This window comes from Planctomycetaceae bacterium (assembly GCA_039680605.1).
In the GTDB taxonomy this organism is placed as follows: domain Bacteria; phylum Planctomycetota; class Phycisphaerae; order SM23-33; family SM23-33; genus JAJFUU01.
In genome coordinates this window covers 99,511-122,919 of sequence record JBDKTA010000033.1, presented here as the reverse complement: position 1 = coordinate 122,919, position 23,409 = coordinate 99,511, and the positions used below count along the sequence as shown (strand labels likewise).

The 23,409-nt window shown below is 64.3% G+C and carries 19 protein-coding genes; 8 read left to right on the top strand and 11 right to left on the bottom strand.

Annotation, left to right across the window (positions count from 1 at the left end):
• The first annotated feature begins 2 nt into the window (after positions 1–2).
• Genes ABFD92_09865 through ABFD92_09855 form a run of 3 tightly spaced genes read left to right on the top strand, consistent with a single transcriptional unit; the run spans position 3 to position 2,964 of the window.
• The gene (locus ABFD92_09865; GenBank protein MEN6504834.1) at positions 3–809 is read left to right on the top strand and encodes a Ku protein; all 807 of its coding nucleotides are present in this window, start codon (positions 3–5) and stop codon (positions 807–809) included.
• A complete protein-coding gene (ligD, locus tag ABFD92_09860) occupies positions 809–2,449 on the top strand; it encodes a non-homologous end-joining DNA ligase (protein MEN6504833.1) in 1,641 nt (546 codons plus the stop codon). The genes ABFD92_09865 and ligD overlap by 1 nt, the downstream gene beginning before the upstream one ends.
• Positions 2,450–2,481: 32 nt before the next feature.
• Complete coding sequence (locus tag ABFD92_09855) at positions 2,482–2,964, top strand: YgaP-like transmembrane domain (GenBank protein MEN6504832.1); 483 nt, start codon at positions 2,482–2,484, stop codon at positions 2,962–2,964.
• Between the two features lie 12 nt (positions 2,965–2,976).
• Here the strand turns inward: ABFD92_09855 and ABFD92_09850 are convergent, their stop codons facing one another.
• From ABFD92_09850 to ABFD92_09830, 5 genes are read right to left on the bottom strand one after another with little or no spacing between them, the layout of a single operon-like run.
• A complete protein-coding gene (locus tag ABFD92_09850) occupies positions 2,977–4,389 on the bottom strand; it encodes an FGGY-family carbohydrate kinase (GenBank protein MEN6504831.1) in 1,413 nt (470 codons plus the stop codon).
• Positions 4,373–5,788, bottom strand: coding sequence for a neutral/alkaline non-lysosomal ceramidase N-terminal domain-containing protein (locus tag ABFD92_09845; protein MEN6504830.1), 1,416 nt, complete (start codon positions 5,786–5,788; stop codon positions 4,373–4,375). The genes ABFD92_09850 and ABFD92_09845 overlap by 17 nt, the downstream gene beginning before the upstream one ends.
• A 32-nt stretch (positions 5,789–5,820) precedes the next feature.
• Positions 5,821–7,194 (bottom strand): aspartate aminotransferase family protein, encoded by a 1,374-nt coding sequence (locus ABFD92_09840; protein ID MEN6504829.1) that lies wholly within the window; start codon positions 7,192–7,194, stop codon positions 5,821–5,823.
• 21 nt (positions 7,195–7,215) lie between these two features.
• On the bottom strand, positions 7,216–7,575 hold the full coding sequence (locus tag ABFD92_09835) for a hypothetical protein (protein MEN6504828.1): 360 nt from the start codon (positions 7,573–7,575) through the stop codon (positions 7,216–7,218).
• Positions 7,572–8,012, bottom strand: a complete 441-nt coding sequence (locus ABFD92_09830; GenBank protein MEN6504827.1) for an ATP-binding protein — start codon at positions 8,010–8,012, stop codon at positions 7,572–7,574. Before ABFD92_09830 ends, ABFD92_09835 begins: the two co-directional genes overlap by 4 nt.
• Before the next feature lie 220 nt (positions 8,013–8,232).
• On the opposite strand from ABFD92_09830, the gene ABFD92_09825 reads away from it, so the two are divergent.
• From ABFD92_09825 to ABFD92_09815, 3 genes are all read left to right on the top strand, one after another.
• Positions 8,233–8,943 carry a Bax inhibitor-1 family protein gene (locus tag ABFD92_09825; GenBank protein MEN6504826.1) on the top strand — a complete coding sequence of 237 codons (711 nt, stop codon included), beginning with the start codon at positions 8,233–8,235 and terminating at the stop codon, positions 8,941–8,943.
• A 143-nt stretch (positions 8,944–9,086) separates the two neighbouring features.
• Positions 9,087–9,782: a creatininase family protein gene (locus tag ABFD92_09820; GenBank protein MEN6504825.1), complete on the top strand. Its 696-nt coding sequence runs from the start codon at positions 9,087–9,089 to the stop codon at positions 9,780–9,782.
• A gap of 41 nt (positions 9,783–9,823) precedes the next feature.
• Positions 9,824–10,828: a Gfo/Idh/MocA family oxidoreductase gene (locus ABFD92_09815; GenBank protein MEN6504824.1), complete on the top strand. Its 1,005-nt coding sequence runs from the start codon at positions 9,824–9,826 to the stop codon at positions 10,826–10,828.
• Between the two features lie 115 nt (positions 10,829–10,943).
• Here ABFD92_09815 and ABFD92_09810 read toward each other — a convergent pair whose 3' ends face one another.
• The 5 genes from ABFD92_09810 to ABFD92_09790 form a co-directional block, all read right to left on the bottom strand.
• The gene (locus tag ABFD92_09810) at positions 10,944–11,261 is read right to left on the bottom strand and encodes an L-rhamnose mutarotase (GenBank protein MEN6504823.1); all 318 of its coding nucleotides are present in this window, start codon (positions 11,259–11,261) and stop codon (positions 10,944–10,946) included.
• Positions 11,262–11,473: 212 nt separating this feature from the next.
• Entirely contained in the window at positions 11,474–13,126 is a 1,653-nt protein-coding gene (locus ABFD92_09805) for a metallophosphoesterase N-terminal domain-containing protein (protein MEN6504822.1), read from the bottom strand.
• A 99-nt stretch (positions 13,127–13,225) separates the two neighbouring features.
• Positions 13,226–14,458 (bottom strand): amidohydrolase family protein, encoded by a 1,233-nt coding sequence (locus ABFD92_09800; protein ID MEN6504821.1) that lies wholly within the window; start codon positions 14,456–14,458, stop codon positions 13,226–13,228.
• Between the two features lie 335 nt (positions 14,459–14,793).
• Positions 14,794–15,741: a trypsin-like serine protease gene (locus ABFD92_09795; GenBank protein ID MEN6504820.1), complete on the bottom strand. Its 948-nt coding sequence runs from the start codon at positions 15,739–15,741 to the stop codon at positions 14,794–14,796.
• 233 nt (positions 15,742–15,974) lie between these two features.
• On the bottom strand, positions 15,975–17,279 hold the full coding sequence (locus tag ABFD92_09790; GenBank protein MEN6504819.1) for a PHP domain-containing protein: 1,305 nt from the start codon (positions 17,277–17,279) through the stop codon (positions 15,975–15,977).
• A 229-nt stretch (positions 17,280–17,508) separates the two neighbouring features.
• Here ABFD92_09790 and ABFD92_09785 point away from each other — a divergent pair, with 229 nt between their 5' ends.
• Both ABFD92_09785 and ABFD92_09780 read left to right on the top strand, forming a co-directional pair.
• Complete coding sequence (locus tag ABFD92_09785; protein MEN6504818.1) at positions 17,509–21,141, top strand: PQQ-binding-like beta-propeller repeat protein; 3,633 nt, start codon at positions 17,509–17,511, stop codon at positions 21,139–21,141.
• A 240-nt stretch (positions 21,142–21,381) separates the two neighbouring features.
• Positions 21,382–22,530 (top strand): PEP-CTERM sorting domain-containing protein, encoded by a 1,149-nt coding sequence (locus tag ABFD92_09780; GenBank protein MEN6504817.1) that lies wholly within the window; start codon positions 21,382–21,384, stop codon positions 22,528–22,530.
• A 103-nt stretch (positions 22,531–22,633) separates the two neighbouring features.
• On the opposite strand, the gene ABFD92_09775 is transcribed toward ABFD92_09780, so the two are convergent.
• Entirely contained in the window at positions 22,634–23,260 is a 627-nt protein-coding gene (locus ABFD92_09775; GenBank protein ID MEN6504816.1) for a hypothetical protein, read from the bottom strand.
• Between the last annotated feature and the right edge of the window lie 149 nt (positions 23,261–23,409).

Below are 23,409 nucleotides of genomic sequence, written 5' to 3'. Positions count from 1 at the left end.
CCATGCCCGCAAACCGTCACGCGTTGTGGTCGGGCAGTGTGACCTTCGGCCTGGTCGCCGTTCCGGTGGCGCTGGTTCCGGCTGCGCATTCGTCGCGCAGCGCGTTTCACCTGCTCCACCGCAGCGACCACTCGCGCCTGGCGCGGCGGATGTTCTGCCCACAGCACAAGACGTTTGTGCATCCCGAGCACATCCTGCGCGGCTACGAGGTCGAGCCCGAAAAGTACATCATCGTCCACGACAGCGAGATCGAGGCCATCTCGCCCAAACGCAGCAAGACCATCGAGATCGCCGAGTTCGTCGACGTCGACCAGATCGACCCGGCGCTGTACGACCGGCCGTACTATCTGGTGCCCACCGGGGCCGACAAGCCGTATCAGCTCCTGGTCGAGACGCTGGCTCGCCTCCGCAAGTCTGGCATCGGGCAGTTCGTCATGCACGCCCAGCAGTACCTGGCCGCCATCGAGAGCATCGACGGCGCCCTGTGCCTGATCACCCTGCGCTACAGCGAACAGTTGCGCTCCAGCGATGAGATCGTTCAGGCCGCCTCGGCCAAGGCATCGGACGTCAAGGCGATGCGGACCGCCATCGGCAAGGCGGCCGGTCACTTCAAGCCCGAATCGCTGAGCGATGAATACCAGGAGCGGATCGATGCGCTCATCGCCCGCAAGAAGAAACAGCACGCCCTGGTCGAGGTTCCCCACGCTGCCGACGAAGAGCCGCAGGAAGAGGGCAAGGCCAAGCGGGAGGAAGTGGACCTGGTGGCCGCGCTTGAAGAGAGCCTGGCGCGGGCAAAGGAATCATCGTGATGGCCAAGACGCGCGTCGTCATCCAGGACCGCCCGCTCGATCTGAGCAACCTCGACAAGGTGCTGTACCCCGCCGCCGGCACGACCAAGGCCCACGTGCTGGACTACTACCGCCGCGTCGCGCCGTGGCTGCTGCCGCACGTGCGCGCCCGGCCGCTGACGCTTAAGCGGTATCCCGACGGCGTACATGGCGAGGCGTTCTACGAGAAGCGCTGCCCTTCGCACCGCCCGGAGTGGATGACCACCGCGCCCGTTCAGCACCGCGGCGGCACGAGCATTCGATACTGCAGCGTCACCGACCTGCCGGGCCTGATCTGGGTGGCCAACCTGGCCGCCCTCGAACTGCACGTGCTGCTTTCGCGCGGGATGTCGCCGCAGACGCCCACGGCGGTGGCGTTCGACCTCGACCCCGGCCCGCCGGCGGGGCTGATCGAGGCCGCCGAGGTCTGCCTGCTGCTGCGCCGCGTGCTCGATGGCGTGGGCCTGACCGCTTTGGCGAAGGTCTCGGGCAAGAACGGCATGCACTGCTACGTGCCGCTCAACACCCCGGTGACGTTCGACCAGACCAAGCAGTTCGCCCTAACCGTGGCGCAGTTGATGGAAAAACACTACCCCCAGCGCGTCACCAGCAAGATGCGCAAGGAGCACCGCGGCGGTAAAATCTTCATCGACTGGAGCCAGAACGACGAGCACAAAACCACCGTCTGCGTCTATTCCCTGCGCGCCACGCCTGAGCCCCGCGTCTCAACGCCGGTGGCGTGGGAGGAACTGGAAGCGGCCGTCAAGGCCGGCAAGAGCGACCGGCTCCAGTTCAGTCCGCAGCGCGTGATCGAGCGCCTTGAGAAGGAGGGCGACCTGTTCGCCGAAGCCCTGACGCTGCGACAGGTCCTGCCGGGGATCAAGACTGACGAGTTCGAATCGCCGCCGCAATGGCAGAGCAACCGCGATGCCAAGGGCAAGAAACGTCATTCAGAGAGCCTCGCCGATTACGAACAAAAACGCCACTTTGAGCGGACGCCCGAGCCGACGCCTTCACAGCCCCAAAAGGCCGCCATGCACAACTCCGTTGTGCATGTCCCAGAGCCCGCGGCGTCTGAGCCGATCTTCGTCGTGCAGAAGCACGCCGCCCGGAACGAGCACTATGACTTTCGCCTGCAGGCCGGCGACGTGTTGACCTCGTGGGCGGTGCCTAAGGGCCCGAGCATGAACCCCGCCGACAAGCGCCTGGCGATGCACGTGGAGGACCACCCGCTCTCGTACGCGCGGTTCGAGGGCGAGATCCCGCCGGGGCAGTACGGCGCCGGCTATGTCATCGTGTGGGACTACGGCAGCTTCGAACCGCTTGCCAGCGCCAAGCATCCCGAGGCCGACCTGGCCGAGGCGATCCGGAAAGGGCACGTCGAGGTGCGCCTGCACGGGGTGAAACTGCACGGCGTGTTTTTGCTGGTGCGATCGTCCGCAAAGGCGGGCGGCAGGGATCAGTGGCTGCTGATGAAGAAGGACGACGCGGCCGCCCAGACGCACGTGGACGTCGCGCGGACGGAGCCGTACTCGGTGCTGTCGGGGCTCTGGATCGAAGACCTCGCGGCGGCCTCGCCGAATCGCCGTCGTCGCCGACGCAAGACGCTCAAGGCCGGATAAGATTATCCGGAACTTCACAAAGGAGGGGACCCATGCCTGCCAAACGCGCCACCACCCAACGCCAACCAGATGCCGGCACTGCCGAGCGGGTGCAGGAGCATTCGCCCGAGGAGGTCAACGAGATGATCCGCGAGCAGATCCGCGCCCGCGTGCGCAGCCTCTCGCATGAGATCGAGACCATCGATCGGCGGTTGTCGCAGATCGACCGCGAGTGGGACATCGAGCGGACGCTCGAAGCCAATGCGGCGGTCGTGTTGCTGCTGGGGGTTCTGCTGAGCCTGAGGCGGAGGTGGCTGGCCGTGCTGCCGCTGGCCGTCGGCGGATTCCTGCTCCAGCACGCCGTTCAGGGCTGGTGCCCGCCGGTGGAACTGTTCCGCCGCGCCGGCGTGCGGACCATGAAAGAGATCGACGCCGAACGCTATGCCCTCAAGGCCCTGCGCGGCGATTTCAAAGATGCCGATCAAGGCCAACCCATGGAGCGCGCCGAGGCCGCCCTGCAGGCTGCGACGTATTAGTCCGGTTCCACGTTAGCGGCGGAGCTTGCTCCGCGCGGTTGTTTCGGTGCCCAATATATCGGTCGCCTTCCGCCACCGATCGAATCGTTCATCCAGCAGCGAGCGCTTGGCCAGGCGCGGGTGAAAGACCTCCCCGCCGCTAACGTCGGCCGAGCGACCGGCGGCCATCAACGCCGCGCCGAGCAGGCTGTCGCCGCTGCCGCGATGCACGGGGCAGTCCAGCACGTCGGCGATAATCTGCAGCCACACGGCGCTGCGGCTGCCGCCGCCGATGGCGCGCACGACCGTGCCGGATGAACAGGTCAACTCGTCGCGCACGAGCTGGCGGAGGCTCATGGCCAGGCCTTCGAGCACGGCGTAGGCTTTCAGGTCCGGCGTGGGCAGGTCGCCCGTCCATGCCTGCGACGTTCGCATGCGCCCGGGCACGAAGAACCCGCTCTCGACGGTGACGGCGGTCTGTCCGCGCGCGGCCGCTTCGATCAGCGTCGCAGCGAGCGAACCGGGCATGAGCGTTTCGGCGGCCCAGTCCAGCGCCAGGCACCCCTCGTCGCGGAAAGCCAATTCGTAGTACCCGCCGCCCGGGTAGGGTCCCCAGCACCCGCCGGGGCTGTACGGGCCGCGGTGTTGCCCCGCGAACCGGTACGCCACCAGCGCCGTGCCCAGCGTCACCACCACTTCGCCGCCGCGGCAGCCGTTGCCCAGCGCGCCGGCGGTCTGGTCGTTGCCCGCGCTGACCAGCCGCGCGCCCGCGCCCAGCGGCAGCGAAGGGTTCAGCTCCGCCACCGGAACCCCCGAGCCCACGGACACCAGCCTGGGCATCTGCTGCGGTTTCAGCCCGCACGCCGCCAGGGCCTCCTCCCGCCAGGCGCCCGCCCACAGCGAGTACATGCCGCTCATGGCCGCCAGATTGTCATCGCAGAGACTGACGCCGCCGAGGCGCTCGAAGATCAGCGCCGGCAGCGGAACGACCCGCCCCGGCTCCTCCAGCACGCGCGGCGCTTGGGCCCGCAGCCGCATCAAGTGCGCCAGTTGCATCTGAGCGGTCAATGCCGGAAAGCTGCAGTGTTCGTGCCAGCCGCGCGATAACGCCTCGCTCAGGCCCTCCGGGCCGGCAGCGCCGCGCTTGTCGAGCCAACTGATCACGGCCGTGCGCGCTCGCCCGTGGTCGTCCATAATCGTGAAGCTCTGCGCCTGGCTGGTGATGGCCACGCTCTGGATATTTGTCGTGTGTGTCCCTGCCAGCTTGCACGTCTGGGCGATCAATTCCACCAACGTCGCCCAGACTTCGCCGGCGTCCATCTCGACGCGCATGGCGTCATTGGTGATGTACGGCGCCGCGGCGGAGGCTTCTCCCAGGCGCGCCAGGGCCTCGTCAAAGACGGCGGCCTTGAAATTCGTTGTGCCAAGATCAATCGCCAGAATCATCGCGAGCCTTCTCCAAGTGGGCGATCAGGTCCAGCGCCGTCTCGACCAGCAGTCCGCCTGCCGAGGGTTCGAAGAGGCTCAGATCGGCTTCATAGCCGCGCGCCCCGGGCGTGGTGATGTAGCCCTGCAGATGGCCGTTGGCCAGGCTCGCGACGAAGACCCGTGGCACAGGCTTTCCAGCCTGTGGTCCCTCACAGCCTGGAAAGGCTGTGCCACCGCCGCGCTTGATCTCCAACCCATACTCGACGAAGCACTCGCCGGGCAGCGCTGCGATATACGCCTCGCCAATCCGCAAGACCTGCACCGGCGCCTGTGCGTGCTCGCGCTGCACGGCCGCCAGCGTTCCGTCGGCCTGAGCCTTGGCCAGCGCGACCAGTTCTTCGGCCCCGAAGACCTGGCACTCGGCCGTGCGCAGCGCGCCGTGCGCGGCGTTGTCATGCGCGAGGCGCTGGTAATGCTCACGCGCAGCGCGAAGATGAGCGGCCGCTTCGCCCGGCTGGGGAAAGGTGCGGCAGGGGAGCTGCGCCGCGCCGGTGGCGGCCGCAAGCGTGATATCGCTGCGGAAGCCAGTGGCACAGGCTTTCCAGCCTGTGTCAGAGCATGAACAAGCTGCGCCGCACAGGGCATCGATGGCCGCGCACATCTGAGTGCCGAGGAGGCCGCCCAGGCGGCGCGCCTCGGCGAGTATCTGCTCTTTCACGTGATACCGCGGGCTCTGATCACCGCACGGGCCGGTGTGATAGATCACCCGCCCACCACAACGCTGTTCGATATGCTGCCGCGCGTAGCCGGGGAAGTCCGCCGAAACCAGCGTCGAGTCCTCGTGCAGCACCGTCGGGTGCATCGAGTAGAACATCTGAACGGCGATGATCCCCCGCCGGTCCTGACCGCGGACGACGATCAGACCTGCCTGCGGATCACGCGGACCCTCGGGCGACAGGCGGTTACAGCCGACGCCTTCGATCTGTGCCGCCGCGACCGCCAGCTCGGCCGCCGCGCGCGTCCGCCAGGCTTCGCACGCGGCAGCGACGATGCCGTCCACCAGTAGCGCCAGGTACCGCTCATCCGGCGGCGGCACGACGGGATCGTCGCGCCACGCCAGCACCTCGCACGTTACCGGCCCTGAATGAGTGTGCGTGGCGCTGATCAGCACATTGCTGCCGCCAACGCCTGTTGCGTCTTCGATGCGCCGCCGGCACGCGGCTGTAAGTTCGGCCGTCACATACAGCACGTCCACCGCAACGCTGATGATCGCGGTGCGGCCGTCGTCGAGGCACAGCGCCGTGGCATAGAGTGGATCTGCAATGCCGGTCGAGATGCGCGGCGCATGCGGATACCCCACGAGGAACATCGCCTCGTGCGGGGATACATCACAGCGACCTGTGCCTGCCTTAAACATTGTTCGTCCGTAGCACGGGCGGGACGCCCATGCTACGCGTAGCCCAGTTGCTTCTGGACTTCGCCGATCGATTCCTCGATCAGGTCCATCGCCTTGTGGGCCACGTCGTCGGGCATGACCACCGGTGGACTCATGCGAAGGATGTGCCCAGCCGGGATCCACGCCAGCCCCTTGGCGAATGCCCACTGATATACGAGCTTGCCGGCCTCGGGGAAGGGTTCCTTGGTCGTGCGGTCCTTGACCAGCTCGACGCCCATCAGGCAGCCCTTGACGCGAACGTCGCCCACGATGGCGAACTTGTCCTTCCACGCCTTCATGCGCGCGGCAAACAGCGCCTCCAGCGACGCCGCTCGGGCAAGCAGGTCTTCCTCTTCGATCACCTCGATAGACGCCAGTGCAGCCGCGCACGCCATCGGGTTGCCGCCGTAGCTGCTCGATGCCGAGATCGCCTCGAAGGTCTCCATGAACGGCTCGCGCACCGCCACGGCCGTGACGGGGAATCCGTTGCCGAATCCCTTGCCCAGGGTGACGACGTCGGGCACGACGCCCCAATGCTCGCAGCAGAGCCACTTGCCCGTGCGGGCCCAGCTTGTCAGCACCTCGTCGGCCATCAGCATCAGCTTGTGGCGGTCGCAGAATGCCCGCAGCTTGGGCAGGAAATCGTCCGGCGGCATGACCGAGCCGCCCCAGCCCTGGATCGGCTCGATGACAAACGCCGCCGCCTGCCCGCACGTCCCGCGGTCGAGGTATTCCTCGTAGAAGGCGATGTAGCGGTCGGTGTCGATCGTGCCGTCGCCCTTCGTCCAGTGCGGGCGGTACGGGTCCGGCCGCGGGACCATGTGGAACCCCGGCGCCCGCGTGGGCCCGTACACGCTCGAGCGGATATGCGCCAGCGACACCGCGCCGTACGTCTTGCCGTGAAAGTCGTAGAAGCACGAGATCATCTCGTGTTTTTTCGTCGCCGCCCGGCAGATCCGCAGCCCCGCCTCGACAGCCGCCGTCCCGCAGTCGTAAAACTGAAACCCCTTCAAATCCCCCGGCAAAACAGCCGCCATCTTCTCCACCAGCCGGGTCTTGATCTCAGTGGTGAAGTCATGGGCATTCATCAGCATCCCCGCATACTTCGCAACCGCAGCCGTGATCTTGGGATGACAGTGCCCCAAGGTCGCCACATAAATCCCCGACGAGAAATCGATGTACCGATTCCCATCGACATCCACCAACTCGCACCCGCTCCCGGATTCAAACGCCACCGGAAACAACTTCACCTGCTCACTGAGCCCCTTGAAATGCTTCGTACACCGCGAATGCATTTCCCGCGACCGCGGCCCCGGCACCTGCGCCGTGACAATCTTCGGCACCTGCTTCAGATCAAGAGCGTATTTGGCTGGGTTGTACTTGCCCATTAGCGTTTCCTCTGGATGACTCTAAAGAGAATTGTCGCGGGTCTTGCATCCAGCCGCACGTTTTTTCTTCCGCAGGAGTGAAACCACCAGACCGAGGATTCCCAATATGGCGGGAGAGTACAGGATCAACAAGATTGGCCAAGCTTCCGGGTTGTAGAACCACAGTTTGTGGAGGCTATAGTGATGTCCGGGTAAGCGACTAATTTCCACGATTATCATCAATCCAATGGCGGCCAGGCCCAACGCGATGCCCGCACGTGGGCGGTTCAATATTGAAACGACCAGAGCGACCAGAGACAGCAGCCCTGCAAGCACCCAAGCCGGGACTGCCAGTAGAATCCATGGATACACCATTCCTTCTTGGGCTAGAATTGCCATCATTGATTCTCCTTCGTTTCAAATTCATTCCAGCCGATAATCTTCGCACAGAAGAGTTGATCGAATCCCTCCTCCACGGTCGGCGGCACGAGCGCCTTGTGTGTGCTGATCAGGCCCTGGAGGGGAATCGCCTTGCTGGTGGTGCGGCTCTCGTTGCGGGCGCGGCAGGATTCCAGATCAGAGTCGAAGTAGTAGCCGATCACGCGGAAGCCGGCGGCTTTGGCGGCCGGGATGTAGCGGGCGCGGTCGGCGGGGTTGGGATTGGTGTTGTCGATCACCATCGGCTGCTTGGCCGCCAGGCAGGCTTCGAAGAGGATATTCTCGCGGTGTCGCGTGCGGAGCATGTCGAGGTTGATGCGCACGTGCGTGTCGAAAAACCGCTCGCGGAAGAACGTCGACTTGCCGCTGCCCTGCATCCCGATGAAGATCACCAGTTCCATTGATCATCCCGCAATAAGCACTTGATCGCTTTGTGCAGTTATTCTTGCCTATATTGCGGGCGGGGGATAGCATTTTCTAGCGTTAAGAACAGATTGCCACAGAGATCACAGAGAACACGAAGTAGACGAAGAGATCTCATCAAAAGCGGCATACCTTTGTGCCCTTTGTGATCTCTGTGGCAAGTCGTGAATGCCTGACGGTCTAACTGGGAGAACAACCATGACACAAGGATTTGGCATGCCAGTGCGGCGGCCGGCGGCGCCGGCGGTGGATGATCGGGCGCTGTTTATCCGGCGTACTTACGGCCACCTGGCCGGGGCGCTGGGGGCGTTTCTGTTGCTGGAGATCCTGCTGTTCCAGACGGCGTTGCCCGAGGCGATGCTGGAGTTCGCCGCCAGCGGGCGCTTCGCCTGGCTGATGATCCTGGGCGGGTTCGTGCTGGTGGGGTGGATTGCCCGCTCGTTCGCGGCTGGCAGCCGGTCGCTGGGCGCACAGTACCTGGGCCTGGCGCTGTACGTGGCGGCCGAGGCGGTGATCTTCGTCCCGCTGATCGCCATCGCCTTGGTGATGACGGGCTCGGATGCGATTCTGTATCAGGCGGCAGCGCTGACGGGGGCCTTGTTCGCCGCGCTGACGGCCGTGGCGGTGCTCAGCGGCAAAGACTTCAGTTTCCTGCGATCGTTCCTGGTTGTCGGGGGAATCATCGCGATGGGGCTGATCGTCTGCGGGGCGATCTTCGGGTTCGATCTGGGCCTGGCGTTCTCGGGCGGAATGATCGTGCTGGCGTCGGCGTCGATCCTGTACGACACGTCGAAGATCCTGCGCGAGTACGACTCGAGCCAGTACGTCGGCGCGGCGCTGGAGTTGTTCGCCTCGGTGGCCTTGCTGCTGTGGTACGTGCTGCGGATCCTGATGCGCCTGCGCCGCTAGATTCAGTAATTTCACCGCGGAGAACGCAGAGCACGCAGAGGTGAATTGATACAAAGATCAAGCCCCTTCGTTTTCTCTGCGGCCTTTGCGATCTCTGCGGTTCATGCTGTCTCTGGCCGACCGTGAGGAAGAGGACAAAGACGATGAGCCATTTGACGAGATTGCCCGACGAGTGCCGCTTTCCGTATCTTTCGCCGGCGGAGTTGCTGGCGCGGCTGGAGCAGAAGGCGATCCTTTATCTGCCCATCGGGTCGCTGGAGTGGCACAACGAGCATCTGCCGCTGGGGACCGACACGCTGCACGCCATCGAGATTTCGGTGCGCCTATGCCGCGAGATCGGCGGGGTGGCGCTGCCGGCGTTCTGGTGGAACACGGGCGGCTGTCACGACCACGCCTCGACGTACCACATGCCCGAGGATCTGTACCGCACGACGCTGCGCAATGTGATCGTCGGCCTCAAGTCCGTGCCGGCCAAGCTGCTGGTGCTGATCAACGGTCACGGCGGCGGCCATCAGCGCGACTCGGTGCCTGCCGTGGCGGCGGAGCTGACGGCTGCCCGCGCCTTGCCGATGCGAGTGATCGCGGCAGACCCGTATCACTACGGCAAGAGTTCGTCCTGCCAGATCGACCACGCCGACACCGGCGAGACGAGCCTCTCGCTGGAGTTGATCGGTCCGCTGGTTCGTCTGGACCGCGACCTGGGTGCGGACCTGTACACCGGGAACAGACCTTTCGCCGCCGCGCCGGCGACGGCCGCCGGCGGCAGAGAATTGTGGAACGCGTACCTGTCTGATGTTAAAACGCTCATTGCCGAAGAGTACCGGCGCGCGGGCGCGTGACGCCGCCGCCTGGCAGGTGGCTGAAGAAGGATGTTGGACGCATGAGTACGCAGAAGACGTTGCGAGTGGCTGTGATTGGTATGGGGCATATCGGCAACATGCACGCTGATATTCATAAGGCCTCGCCGCTGGCCGAACTGGTCGGCGTGTGCGATATCATCAAGGAGCGGGCCGACCGTGCCGCGGCGCGCCTGGGCGTGCCGGGCTTCTATGACGCCCCGTCGATGCTGTCGGCCTTGAAGCCCGACGTCGTCAGCGTCGCTACCGGCGGCGTCGAGTACGGCAGCGACCACTGCCAGCCGACGCTGGAGGCCTTTGCCGCCGGCTGTCACGTGCTGTGCGAAAAGCCCATCAGCAACGACATCGGCCAGGCGAGGCAGATGGTCGACGCGGCCCGCAAGGCCGGCAAGTGCTTCGGGATCGACTTCAATCACCGCTTCACGCCGGCGGCCCGCGTGGCGAAGCGCTGGCTGGACGAGGGGCGGCTGGGGCACATGCTGTTCGTCAACATGTCGATGTGGATCCTCAACCCGACCGAGAGCTCGCCGTACTTCCACCTCAAGGCGCTGCACCCGCACACGGTGGACGTGATGCGGCATTTCTGCGGCGACATCGTGGCCGTGCAGTGCTTCGCCACCAAGGCTCCCGGCCGCACCGTCTGGTCGACGGCCACCTTCACCATGAAGTTCGCCAACGGGATGGTCGGGACTCTGACGGGCAGCTACGACATCCAGCGCGGCCATCCGATGGAACGCTGCGAGGTGGCCGGCACGGGCGGGCGAATCCTGCTGGAAGACATGTGGCGCCAGGCCACGCTGTACCCGGCTGGCAGCCTGGAAAAGACCGTCTACACCAACCCGGTTTTCGGCGGCTATCGCGGCTTCGACGACACGTTCTCCTGCCGGATCAACACGTTCCTGCAGCAGGTGTCAGACGGCGTCAAGCCCGAGGACATCGACGGCAGCGGCGCCGACGGGCTGGCCGCCCAGATCGTCCTCCAAGGCGCGATCGATTCGCTCAACAGCGGCCAGGTTGTGACGCTGTAAGAGTTACTTAGAGCCGCTGAGGTCGCAGAGGACGCTGAGGAAGACTTGGGTCAACGAAAGTCTCTGCTTCAATCTGCCTCAGCGTACTCAGCGACCTCAGCGGCTAATAACCCGGCTAGTCGAGGTGGAAGACTTCCGTCAGCGGGGCCATGCTGGTGTCGGCGGCGGTGCCGATGTCTTCGAAGAACGGGGCCATCATCTTCTGCCAGCGGGCGTTGACTTCCTTGGTCTGCATGCCCTCGACGGCCTTCTTGAAGTCCGGCGTCTCGCAGTAGCCGATCAGCATCCCGTCGGGGCGCAGGAACAGCGAGTAGTTGTGCCAGCCGGTCTCGCTCAGGGCCGCCAGCATCTCCGGCCACACGGCCTCGTGCTTTTTCTTGTACTCTTCCAGGCGGTCTTTCTTAACGTGCAGGATGAAGCAGACGCGTTGCATTGGGTGCTCCTTAGGTCTTAGGTCGTAGGTCTTAGGTCGTAGGTCTTAGGTCGTAGGGGGTAGCATACAGGAACGAGAAGAAGCTGTCAGCTATCAGTCAGAGCAAGGGGTGCCGTGGCGGGAGGGCTTCAGCCCGACAGCCACGACCGCAAGGTCGAGGTCCGGGGACTCGTGGCTCTCCGGGCCTTCGGCCCTGCGCGCCACGGCACCCGTTACCCGCTATTTCCCATCGGGCGGGGCTTGTATTCCTTGGGGTAGGTTCGCTGCCAGACGTCCACTCGGCCGAACTCGGCGGCGCCGTCTTCGGCGAAGAACTCGATCTTTTTCAGCTCGCCGGGGGTGATGTATTTCTGGTAGTGCAGGCGGCTGTTGACCAGCACGCGGACCTTTTCCGGCTGGACGAAGATGCGGAACTCCGTCCACTCCTGCTCCTTGGGGTCGATTTTACCGGCCAGGCCGGGCGTGGGCTTGGGGTCGAAGAAGGTCTCGCGGCCGAGCAGGTTGATCATCTTGCGCTGCGGGCTGGCGGTGATCTCGTAGGTCTTGCCGTCGGCGGCGGTGAGGCGCAGGCCCCAGCGCGCGGCGGGCTTGGCTCCGGCGGGCTTGGCGCCGATGCGCAGGTCGTAGGTCTTGCCCGCCGGGGGCTCGATGGTCTGGGTCTTGGAGTCGAGCGTGACGCTGACGGCCTCGCTGTGCTTGCCACGCTGGGCGGCGGCTTCTTCGGCGCTTTCGGTATGCAGGGCGCAGTTGCCGCCGTGGTGATTCCACCAGCCGTCCCAGGCGGTGCGGGCGCCTTCGTAGACGCAGTTGTCGACGATGTCGAAGTCGTCCTTTTCCACGTACAGCAGCGTGTAGAGGCTCATCTTGGTCCAGAACTCAGCTTCGCCTTCCTTGCCGGCGAAGATGTTGCGGTGGGAGTGGCCGGCCAGCACGAGCTTGACGGCGGGGCGCTTCTGGACGATGGGTCCCAGGAACGCGTCCCACATGTGGATGAACAGGTAGGCGGGCTGGCCCTTGGGCAGGCTGTCGAGGTCGGCGCAGAGCCAGTCCTCGCCGGCCTTGTCGACCATCGGCCAGTTGAACGCCACGAAGTGGATGCCCGCGTAATCGAACGACCACCGCGTGGGGCCCAGGTACTTGGTGAAGGCGCCCTGACCGGCCAATTCGTGCGGGGCGTCGTAGCCGCCCTCGGCGAAGGGCACCAGGTCGTGGTTGCCGATGACCTGCATCAGCGGCACGGGGAACTCGTCGGTGTACTTCTTGACGTCGGCGTAGTCGGCCTGACAGCCTTCCTCGGTCATGTAGCTCAGATCGCCATTCATGACGGCCCAGGCGACGTGGTTGCCCGCGCGGGCGAGCTCGTCGGGGTAGACGCTGTTGTGCGGCCGCCGCATCGAGTCGTGCGGATCAGTGCCGAATCCGATGCACACCGGCAGCGTCTGGACCTGCGTGGCCAGCTCGAAGTTGACGTTCCTGGCGTCCTTGATGTCCATCAGGCGCGTCCACCAGCGGTACTGTTTGGTCTTGGGGTCGCGTACCGGCCAGCAGCCGCTGGGCCAGCAGACATTGACGGTGCGGGCGGGCAGGTAGGGGATCTTCGCGTCGGGTTTGATCTCGATGGAATAGCGCCCGTCGGCCCCGGTGGCGACGAACTGGATGCCATCCGTCACGCGCACGTTGGCCAGCGGCTTGCCGTCGAGCGTCACCAGCCCGCTGACGACCTTGGGCATGCCCGCGGCGAGCTTGGCCGAGGCCACCAGGTCGAACTTCGACTTGGGTTTGGGCGCCGGGGCGTCGTCGGAGAACGCCGGACTGCAAAGCAGCACGGTCGGGAATACTGCCAGAGCGAATCGTATAAGCTTCATTGGCGGTCGCTTCCTTTGGAGTGCGGCAGCCTTAGCTGCCGCTTTTCTTCCGGTGGCAAAAAACTTCCAAAGCGGCAGCTAGGGCTGCCGCACTCCATATTAATTCTTCAGGCGGTAGAGTTCTTTCGGATTATCGCAGAACCAGCGGCGGGCCAGGTCGATGGCGGCCGACTCGCTCAACTGTCCGTTCTCGATGCGCCGCGCGAGCACCGTCGCTATGTCTTCGCGTGCCATCACCAGGTGGCCGTAGACTTTCTCGACGATACCGCCGTAGTCGCCGCCGAAGGCCAGCAGCTTGTTGGCCGGCAGCAGGTCGACGGCCTCGTCGAGTGCGTCGGTGGCGAACTTCTGGCTGATGATGTGCGTCCAGCAGAAGTTGGTCCACACATTATGGAAGCCTTTGCCCAGCATCAGCGCCTCGCGCACATACGGATAGCCGACGTGGTAGATGTCGAACCGCGCGTTGGGGTTTCGCTGCAAAATCGGGATCATGTGCGCGGGCGACAGGTCGCGGAAGTCGCCCCAGTAGCCCGTGTGAACGCAGACGACCATGTCGGCCTCGGCGGCCATGGCGATCACCTGCTCGACGACGTAGTCGCGCAGCGGATTAACGTTCGGCAGGCGCTCGACGCTGCCGTTTTTGAGGCTCTCGAACGCCGCCAAGGCCTCGGCCCGGTTGGGCGTCTTGTACGGCTGGGCGACGGTCTTGAGGCCGACGACGCCCTTGCTCTTCATGTCGGCCACGTAGCGGCGCTTGGCCGCGAGGTACTGATCGAGCGTCTCGACGCTGGTGTCGGGCTCCCACAGCGGGCGGTTGACGAAGCGCCAGCTCTCGACCTCCGGCCAGACCAGCGGCATGACGGGCGTCATCAACTCGTCGCCGCCGAAGTCCCACTGCCCGCACTGCGTCAGTGAGGTCTTGATGTTGCAGGCGTCGCGCAGCACGCGGCGATAGATGCCCGGCGTGTTGGCCGCGTTCATCGCCGCCGAGATGCTCTCGACATTGTCAGCCGTGAAGTCGTCGGCGCTGTAAAACTTCTTCAGGGCGATCAGCGCGGCGCGGGAGTAGGAGGTGTAGCGGATCTGCTTCCAGGTCGGCTCGAAGAGCTCCCAGCGTTTGGCCAGGGGGATGTCGTGGTTGAGCAGATCCTGCTGGCGCGGGCCGATGAGGTTGGCCACGCGGATGTCGCCGCTGGTGTAGTGCGAGAAGAAGGTGAAGGCGTCGACCTTCGAATCGACGCGGGACTTTTCCGGATGCAGATGCTCGTGGCAGTCGATGATCTGCATCTTGGCCATCTCGGCGATCAGGGCGTTGACGAGCTTTTGGCTCACGGAGAGTCTCCTTAGGGGACTGCGACGATCTTATAGGCTCGGCGCGGCTGATACAAGCACGCCCTAAGCGAGGGCCGGTCCAAGTTCTTGTCGCGGCGAGAGAGTTTCTGCGTCCCGCAGGGACGCCAGAATTCAGCCGGAGGCGTAAGCCTCCGGAAAGGGATTTGAGTAAAGCAACCCGCCTCGCAGAGGCGGCGGGTTTCAAACGTTCTACGGTTGAAAACCTTCCGCCGCGCTCCAGGACGATCCTGCGGAAGGATAAAAGTGTTACCTATGTGCCCGGTACAAAGTGTTACCCATGTGCCGGATTGAGCATCCTGGAGCCTCTTCGAGGCTCAGCCGCGGGTTCCGCGGCGGCGCAGCAGCGCCAGGCCGCCCAGGGTCAGCAATGCCATGGTTGCCGGTTCGGGAATCTGGGTGTCGTAGACGCTGAGGGTACGGCTCTTGCCACCCTTGCCCCCTTTACCGCCTCCGCCGGTGGCGGCGCCGATGACGCTGTCGATCCAAGTGTTGAACTGGGAGACGCGGATGTCGCCGGAAATGTCGCCGTAGTCGCTGTTGACGTTGCCGTCCCAGGCGGCCCCGAATGAATGAACGCCGGCGAGTTGGTACTGGCCCTTGACGTTGATGAACAGCCCGCCGCCGCTGTCGCCGGGGGCGATGAGGTATTCCAGGTCCACCGGGGCCGCCGAGCCGTATACGTTATCGGCGCTGGTGTGCGGATTGTCGAAATCCATCAGCATCAGCCGCTGTCCGGAGAAGGTGTCGATCGTGTTCATTCCCGCCCGCTTCTGGTAGTCCAGCGTTGTGGCGCCGGTCAGGCCCGTGCCCGTCAAGCCGTATCCGGCCGAGACCGCTATCTGCCCCTTTTCGCCCTTGCCGGTATATCGCGCAGCCGGGGCAACGCCCGTGACGGGCGTAGCCAACTGCACCAGCCCCAGGTCGTATCCGGCCCAGAGGTCGCCCGTCCAGTTGGGGTTGGTGACGATCTTGCTGGAGGTGTACGTCGTGCCGCCGATGACGAAGTTCATCGAGGTGGCGCCGGAGGTCACGTGGGCGGCCGTCAGCACCCAATTATTGGCAATCAGCGTTCCCGAGGCGAGGTAATGCGAGGAGCCGCTGTAGTAGTCGAACATTCCCACGCTGGCGAAGGCCGACGAGGCGCCCAGCGAGAGATACTGACTCTGGCTGCGGTCGTCACGGATAGTGCCCGAGAAAGCGGGCGAACAAAGAACCAGGACCAGGGACAGACAGACCGCGGACGCAATGATTGGACTTTTCATTTCCTCAGCTCCTTTTGAAACGACATCCATAGTATATCGGGCGATGCCAATTAACGATCTCGGAAAAGTTCGGAAAATGTTCCGGCCACGTTCCCCGGATGGGTGCCACGCACAACTCCGTTGTGCGTGTCTCTGAACGTGAAATCAGATCGGGGAGCATGGGCGGGACGCCCATGCCACACGGCAAGAGCATGGGCGAGACGCCCATGCCACACACGGGCGAGACGCCCGTGCTACTGACGGCAGGCCTCCAGCCATTTGGCGCAGCGGCCTTGCAACGCGGCCAGGGCGGCTGCGGCGGCGGGGTCGCCGGCGGCGTAGGCGCGCATCAGGCGGCCTTCCTCGCGGCAGTACTCGTCGTGCTGGCCGAACAGTTCGTTCAGTGCGAAGTACGCGTACTTGGTCATGCGGTACGTTCCGTGAACGCGAGGCGTCTGGCCGGGGATCGCCTCGACGGCTACCGAATACCCGGCCTTGATCGAGGCGACCAGGTCGGCCAGCTCGAGCGTCGGCGAGAAGACGATCGTGTAGTACCAGCCCAGGATGTGGTCGGTCTCGTCGGCCGAATGGGCGTCGGAGGCGCCGACGATGGGGAAGTCGCGCCCGTGCTTGACGCAGGCGTCGCGCCAGCGGGCCACCTGCAGCACGTTGCAGTCGACTTCCTTGAGCGAGTACCCGCCGATGAGCTCCAGGGCGTCGCAGGGCCAGTCGGCAAAGTGCCGCACCAGCTCCGGCTCGGAGACGCTGTAGGCGAACCAGTAGTTCCAGTGCGGATGGCACAGCACGGCCAGCCCGCCGCCGGCCTGGATCTGCCGGTAGCACCACACGCACGAGGCGTACTGATGTCGGGCGAGGCCTTGCATGTCGGGCAGCGTCTTTTCAATTTCAGCCACGGCTTTCAGGTACGCGTCCTTGTCCTGGCCGATCAGTGCGTTGACGCTTTGCGAGCCGCCGAAGTTGACCATGTGAACCCAGTTGCCCGGCGGGTGGACTTCTTCGCCGCCGTACAGCCGCACGTCGACCGGCGCATCCTTATAAGCAGCGATGGCCTCGACGGAGCCCTGGTAGGTGTGGTGGTCGGTGATGGCCAGGAAGTCCAGCCCCAACTCGCGGCAGCGTGCGGCCATGTACGCCGGGCTGCACTTGCCGTCGCTGTAGATGGTGTGCAGGTGCAGGTCGCCCTTGTACGGGCGGCGGGAGTAGAGGTCGGCATCGAGAGAGTAGACGTTGAAGTCGCCGCGGACGATCGTGTGCTCGCCCTTGCCGCCCTGGATGCGGAAGCGGTGCTCCTGCTCGCCCTCGAAGCGGAAGGGAAAGCTCAACGAGCCGTCTTCGTGAAGCGTGACGGCCGGGCGCGTGCCGACGCTTTGATAGCTGGTGCGGTCGATGACCCGCTCGCGCGAGACGGCCATCACTTCCCACTTATAGTCGACGGGAAACGCCGCGTGCGGATACAGCGGGCGGACGGTGACGGTGCATTCCTTGCCGGCAGGAACGATCTTCGGATGCACGTCAAAGTGGCGATATTGGGGGTCCATGGCGGTCTCCTTCTATGGAGTGCGGCAGCCTTAGCTGCCGCTTTTGGAGTTTCTCAAATGGCCGTATACCTTAACCCGCCTCGGCGGGCAATAGCGAAAGATCGTCAACCTTGCGGCAGGCCAGAGGGGTTATACTCTAGTGACTGTCAGCCGTAACTGCCCGTTTTGGAAGTTTCTGAACAACTCCGAAAGCGGCAGCTAAGGCTGCCGCACTCCAAAAGGAGCTGTAATGCGTTTTCATGCCGGTATTCGACTCGTGTGTCTCGCCTCCTGGTTCCTATTGGCCGCAACCATTCCGCTGTCTGCCGCCGATTGGCCGGCGTATCGCGGCGATGTCGGTCACAGCGGTTATACGGCCGACGTTCTGCCGGCGGGACTGAATCTTCAGTGGACGCACGCCGGCGCCGCGCCCGCTCCGGCGTGGCCCGAGCCGGTGCGCGAGCGCCTGATGATGGATTTTGATTACGCCGCCCAGCCGGTGATCGCCGGCGGCGTGATGTACGTCGGCTCCAGCAGCGAGCACACAGTCCGCGCCATCGAGACGGCCGGCGGCAAGACGCGCTGGACGTTCTACACCGAAGGCCCCGTGCGATTCGCCCCGCAGGTCGTCGAGGGCAAGGTCTATGTCGCCGGCGACGACGGGATGGTGTATTGCCTGTCGGCCGCCGACGGCAAGTGCATCTGGAAAGTCCGCGGCGGACCGGCTGACCATCGCATTATCGGCAACGAGCAGATGATCGGGCACTGGCCGCTGCGCAGCGGGTTGGTGGTCGTCGACGGCACGGTGTACTTCACGGCAGGCATGTGGCCGATGGACGGCGTGTGGCTGGTGGCTTTGAAGGCCTCCGACGGCAGCGAGATCTCCAAGACGCAGCCCAACGCGGACTTCACGCCGCAGGGATACATGGCCGCGACGGCGATGAGCCTGATCTTTCCCGCCGGGCGCGGACCGATCTGCATGACCGACCGCAACGGCGGATCGTTCAAAGGCATCGGCGCGTTCGCGTGGATCATGTCGGGGGCCAATGCGGCCGTCACCGGTCAGGGGCCCGACAAGGGCAACGAGAACCTCCCCGGCATGGCCAGCCCGGCGTTTCGCCCGCGGGCGGCGTCGGTGACGATCTGGCCGCCCAACATGAGCAAGCCGATGGGCTCGCTGCGAGGCAAGACGGTGGCGGCAGTGGCGCCGGATGCGGTCTACGCCGGCGGCGATGCGGAAGTCAGCGCCCTGGCGGTTCCGGGCCTGGCGGCCAAGTGGTCGGCGCCGGTCAAAGACGTCGTGTGCCTGATCGCGACGGGCAACGCGGTCGTCGCCGGCGGCGACAAGATCGTCACCGTGCTGTCCGCCCAGGATGGCAAGGTACACTGGAGCGCGCCGGTCGAGGGCGAGGCCCGCGGTCTGGCCGTGGCCGACGGAAAGCTCATCGTCAGCACCACCGCCGGGAAGATCTACTGCTTCGGCGCCGGCGGCGCGGGTCAGGCACAAAAGCCGGCCCTGAGGGAACCGGCGACGGGCATGGCCGATCCGGTGGCCGGGCAGATACTCAAAGACTCCAGACTTACCAGCGGTTACTGCCTGCTCATCGGCGCCGGCGATGGCAGTCTGGCCGTTGAATTGGCGTATCAGTCCAAGCTCATGATCTATTGCGCCGAGCCGGATGAAAAGAAGGTCGCCGCCGCTCGTGAGAAGCTCTCGGCCGCCGGTCTGTACGGCACGCGCGTGGCGGTGCATCATGTTCCCGCCGGCGATCTTCCCTATGGCGATTACTTTGCCAATCTCGTGGTCGTTCAACAGGGCGGCTTCAAACCCGCGGCGGTGGGGCGGGTGCTGAGGCCTTACGGCGGGGCGGCGTACGCCCTGCCGGCCGTCACGGGGCAGTGGATCGAGGGCGACCCGCTGGCGCGAAGCCCGCTGGCCGGGGGCATCCAGAAGGCCGTGCGCGGCAAGCTGCCCGGCGCGACGGAGTGGAACCACCAGTACGCCGACGCCGGCAACAGCGCCTCCAGCGGCGACGCCAACGTCAAGTGGCCTCTGCAGGTGCTGTGGTTCGGCAAGCCCGGTCCCGCCCGCATCATGAACCGCCACCTGCGCGGCACGGCCCCGGTCACCAGCAACGGGCGCATGTTCATTCTCGGACAGCACAGCATCATCGCCGCCGACGCCTACAACGGCCGCGAGCTCTGGACGCGCGAGCTGCCGGCGGTGCAGCGGCGCGTGGTGGACATCTGGGGCGGCAACATGGTCGCCGATGACGACAGCGTCTACATCACCACCGCCGACCTCTGCCTGCGCCTCGACGCCGACACCGGGGCGATCAAGAACACCTACCACATCCCCGCCGCTCAACCGGTCTTTCCGCTTGCGGCTTCGCAAAAGATCGAGCTCGACGGCGGCGCCAGCGTGCAGATCGCCGCTGCCGCCGACGGTCTGGAACTGACGCTCACAGCCCCCGACACGAAAGTGACCAACGCCCAGTCTGAAAGCCTGCCCGTGCGCGGCGACGCCTGGGAGTTGTTCTTCGACATGCGATCCGCCCAGAAGCGCCACGGGCTCTATGGAAGTGGCGCCTTCCACCTGATCGTTGTGCCGGCATCGGCGGAAGACCCGAAGCCGCGCGTCGCGTCCGGACCGCTGGCCAAAGCTCCGGCGGTCACCGCCACGGCTCTGCCCGGCACCACCCGCGTCAAGATCGCCTGGAACGATGTGATCAAACTCACGGGCGAGAAGCCGACGGACTTTACCTTCGGCGCCATCCTCAATTCCAGCGATGACGGCAAAAGCGTCAACAAGCGCACGTACAAGTTCGCCAACACGGCCAGCTACCGCCTGGCCAACGCGCGGGCGCTGATGACCGTCAATGGTCAGGCGATCGACCCTGTCAACCGCCACCTTGCGCTGGACAAGGCCGGTCCGGCCGAACACCTGATCTGGGGCTACATGGCCAGTCAGGGCGATACGATCGTCGGGTCGGTGGTGGCATGGAACGATTCGCCAAAGACCCTCGCGCACGGCTGGGACTACGCCAGCGAGGGCGACGACTACACCGGTCCGATGGTCGGTCAGGTGCTGGGGATCATCGGCCTGGCCAAGGAATCCAAGTACATCTTCGGCGTCGACAAGAAGACCGGTGCGGTCAAGTGGGTCTACTCGGCCGCGGACGTCGTCCCGCATAACGCCATCGCCCTGGGCTCCGACAAGGTCTACCTCATCGACCGCGTCAGCGTTCCGGAAGTGGCGGCCGCCAAGAGCCGCCGCGGTCGCCGCCCGCCCCCGCCGGTGGCAACGCCCGAGGCGCCGCTCAAGGGCAAGATCAAGGTTCTCAATCTGGCTGACGGAAAGGAACGATTCCAGTGGGAGGAAGCTCTGTCCGACTACCAGCAGCTTCGCCTGGGGCGGGGAATCCTGCTGGCGGCGAGCATGACGGGCATGACGGCCTTCAGCGCCGACGACGGCGGGATCAAGAAGCTCTGGTCGGTGACGGGCAACCAGCCGATGCACCACTGCAGCGCGTTCCTGCGAGCGCCTGTCATCACCGGCAAATGGGTTTATGACGAGCCGTTCGCCTACGACCTTCGCAGCGGGGAGAAACGTTCGACCGGCAGCGAACCGTGGAAGTGGGGCGCGGGTTTCGGCGGCTGCGGCACGGTCTCGGCGTCGGAGAATATGCTGTTCTACCGCGCGGGAAATCCGGGCTTGGTGGACACGACGAGCACGGCGGATTTCCACAAGTTCGTGGGCGTGCGCCCAGGCTGCTACGTGAATATGGTGGCGGCATGCGGATTGCTGCTGATGCCCGAGGCCTCCAGCGGCTGCGGGTGCCCGTACAATTTCCAGACAACCGTGGCGTTGTCGCCGAAGTAGAGCCGGCGACAGAAGTTTCGTCGCAAGCGTTCGATGAAGGCTGCTATGCCTTTGTGCAGGCATAAGTTACATTTCTTGCCCGGTTAATGCTGCTTTTGTTGGTTTTTGCTTGGAGAAAATGACGTAGCGCGGTATACTTTCCGGTGCAGATTGAGAAGAGGCGTCCGGCCGGTGTAGAGGACCGTCCGGGCGAACAAGAAGCATAGTGGTTCACGTGATTGTTTGGAAGGAGAAGGAGAAATGCGCCATCTCACGTTCTCTGTGACCGCAGTTGCCGTCGTCGCCTTTGCCTGCAGTTCGGCCGGTGCCGGTGCTTGGGTCGACATGAACCTGACCAACGGGGACTTTTCGAACGCAGGTCTGGGGACCTCCTACTCCAGCCCAAGCGGCAACGGCACTCTTGACAACCACCTCCTGTTTTCAAATGGATGGCAGGTAGCAACAACAACTACGTCAGGTACTCCCTCAATCAAGAGGGTCGCCGGCATGACAAACGATGCGGTGCTCTTTTCCAGTTCAGGCGGGATTACGAATACCTTGGGCCGGGTGATACACGATCCTTGGGGGGGGTATGTCGTTGAGAGCAGGCTGTACAAGATCGAGTTTTATCTCAGCAATACAGGGTATAGCTATAAATTCTACGCCGGGTTCATGAACAGCAATACCGGATGGATTACCAAGACCAACCTGGGAGAACCGAAGTCTGATCAACTTTCCAGTTCCGGATGGACAAAGGTTACGCTCTATTGGGATAACACTAATACCTACACGTCTGATCCGCTGAGCGATCCCTCGAAGATTCTCCCTCCTGATTGGGATACCGCCGGGGACATAGTCAACGGTAACAGGACATGGCGAACTGTAGTCAGCACAGACAGCATAAATTTGGGCCAGACTCTGCAGATTGGGTTCGAGGAAACGACCCGCACACTCAACACCCAACTTCTGATGGACAATGTCACAGTGTATCAGTGGGCAGAGGAGCCGGTTCTGTTTGCCAATCCCGCGACCGAGTACACGATCGATTTCGGCACCCTCGACGTGGGGCAGGCCGGTGACGACCGGCTGGTCACAATCGGGAATAACGGCGTCGCCGCGAGCCTGTTGAGTATTACGTCGGCCTACCCAACGACGGCCGACGGCGGGTTCTTCACCCTCGTCGGAGACATTCCAATTTCGCTTGCCGGCGGCCAAAGCGCCCAATACAGCATCGGGTTTGGCGGGGCGTTCACCACCGGTCTCAAGACGACCGACCTGGTGTTCGTCACGTCGGCAGGAAACGTGACCTACCACCTCCGGGCGCAAGTCGGTGACGTTCCCGAGCCGGCAACGATGGCCATGGTGGTTGTCGGCGGCCTGGCTGTCCTGCTGCGACGCAAGCGGAACTAACGCCGCATTGACGCCTTGAGTTCAAACAAAGCGGGCGGCGAGTCTCGAAGATTCGCCGCCCGCTGTGCATTGCGACAACCAGTCAACCGGTCAACCAGTCCCATTACTTCATTATCTTGCCCTTGTCATCCACGCGCATGTAGCCTTTGTGGTTCTTGGCATCGTCGGCGCGAATGACCTGTACTTCATAGAACGTGCGGATGGGCTCGACCTTGACGACCGAGGCCGTCTCGCCGCTCTTGGTGATCTCGGCGCGAACGTCGTCCTTGGTGATCTTCAGCGTCGAAGCGCCGTAGGTCTTGGTGATGGTCTCGGCCACGTCCTTGGGCAGGTCCTTGAGCGGAAGCTGGCGGCCGACCATGAGGATCGCGCCGTCGGCGGTGACGACGACCTTGGTGGCCATCCGCGCCACGTGTACCGTGTAGACGTCGAGGCCTTCGCACTGGGCGGTTTCGATCTTGTGGTAGGGGGCCTTGGCATAGAGCGTCCGGACGGCCTTATCGACCGGTTCGGGCAGAACCGCCTGCGCCGGGCGTTTGGCCGCAGCGCCGTTCTTGACGGCGGGAGCGGGCTTTTCGGCAGGCGCCGGTTTGACAACCACAGCGGGCGTATCAACGGGCGCCTTGGCGTCGCCGGCGTCGATCTTGGCGGACTGCTGCTCGCAGCCGGTAGCGACCAGACCCAAAGCTGCAACCAGAACGATAAGCGGATAGCGTCTGTTTCTCTGCATGTGATCTTTCCCAATAGCTCAACAGGGTTTCTCGACCTCAAGCCAACGTCCCGACGGTGGAACGGGCCAGGTCTCGTTCAAGCCCTATTCAACACGGCGGAAGAGGCACAGGGTCGCCCAATTTTTACCGGTTTTCATCGAAGCTTTGC

Coding starts and splice junctions, on each gene's coding strand:
- ABFD92_09865 (MEN6504834.1), top strand. CDS start 3: ATGCCCGCAAACCGTCACGCGTTGTGGTCGGGCAGTGTGACCTTCGGC.
- ligD (MEN6504833.1), top strand. CDS start 809: ATGGCCAAGACGCGCGTCGTCATCCAGGACCGCCCGCTCGATCTGAGC.
- ABFD92_09855 (MEN6504832.1), top strand. CDS start 2,482: ATGCCTGCCAAACGCGCCACCACCCAACGCCAACCAGATGCCGGCACT.
- ABFD92_09850 (MEN6504831.1), bottom strand. CDS start 4,389: ATGATTCTGGCGATTGATCTTGGCACAACGAATTTCAAGGCCGCCGTC.
- ABFD92_09845 (MEN6504830.1), bottom strand. CDS start 5,788: ATGTTTAAGGCAGGCACAGGTCGCTGTGATGTATCCCCGCACGAGGCG.
- ABFD92_09840 (MEN6504829.1), bottom strand. CDS start 7,194: ATGGGCAAGTACAACCCAGCCAAATACGCTCTTGATCTGAAGCAGGTG.
- ABFD92_09835 (MEN6504828.1), bottom strand. CDS start 7,575: ATGATGGCAATTCTAGCCCAAGAAGGAATGGTGTATCCATGGATTCTA.
- ABFD92_09830 (MEN6504827.1), bottom strand. CDS start 8,012: ATGGAACTGGTGATCTTCATCGGGATGCAGGGCAGCGGCAAGTCGACG.
- ABFD92_09825 (MEN6504826.1), top strand. CDS start 8,233: ATGACACAAGGATTTGGCATGCCAGTGCGGCGGCCGGCGGCGCCGGCG.
- ABFD92_09820 (MEN6504825.1), top strand. CDS start 9,087: ATGAGCCATTTGACGAGATTGCCCGACGAGTGCCGCTTTCCGTATCTT.
- ABFD92_09815 (MEN6504824.1), top strand. CDS start 9,824: ATGAGTACGCAGAAGACGTTGCGAGTGGCTGTGATTGGTATGGGGCAT.
- ABFD92_09810 (MEN6504823.1), bottom strand. CDS start 11,261: ATGCAACGCGTCTGCTTCATCCTGCACGTTAAGAAAGACCGCCTGGAA.
- ABFD92_09805 (MEN6504822.1), bottom strand. CDS start 13,126: ATGAAGCTTATACGATTCGCTCTGGCAGTATTCCCGACCGTGCTGCTT.
- ABFD92_09795 (MEN6504820.1), bottom strand. CDS start 15,741: ATGAAAAGTCCAATCATTGCGTCCGCGGTCTGTCTGTCCCTGGTCCTG.
- ABFD92_09790 (MEN6504819.1), bottom strand. CDS start 17,279: ATGGACCCCCAATATCGCCACTTTGACGTGCATCCGAAGATCGTTCCT.
- ABFD92_09785 (MEN6504818.1), top strand. CDS start 17,509: ATGCGTTTTCATGCCGGTATTCGACTCGTGTGTCTCGCCTCCTGGTTC.
- ABFD92_09780 (MEN6504817.1), top strand. CDS start 21,382: ATGCGCCATCTCACGTTCTCTGTGACCGCAGTTGCCGTCGTCGCCTTT.
- ABFD92_09775 (MEN6504816.1), bottom strand. CDS start 23,260: ATGCAGAGAAACAGACGCTATCCGCTTATCGTTCTGGTTGCAGCTTTG.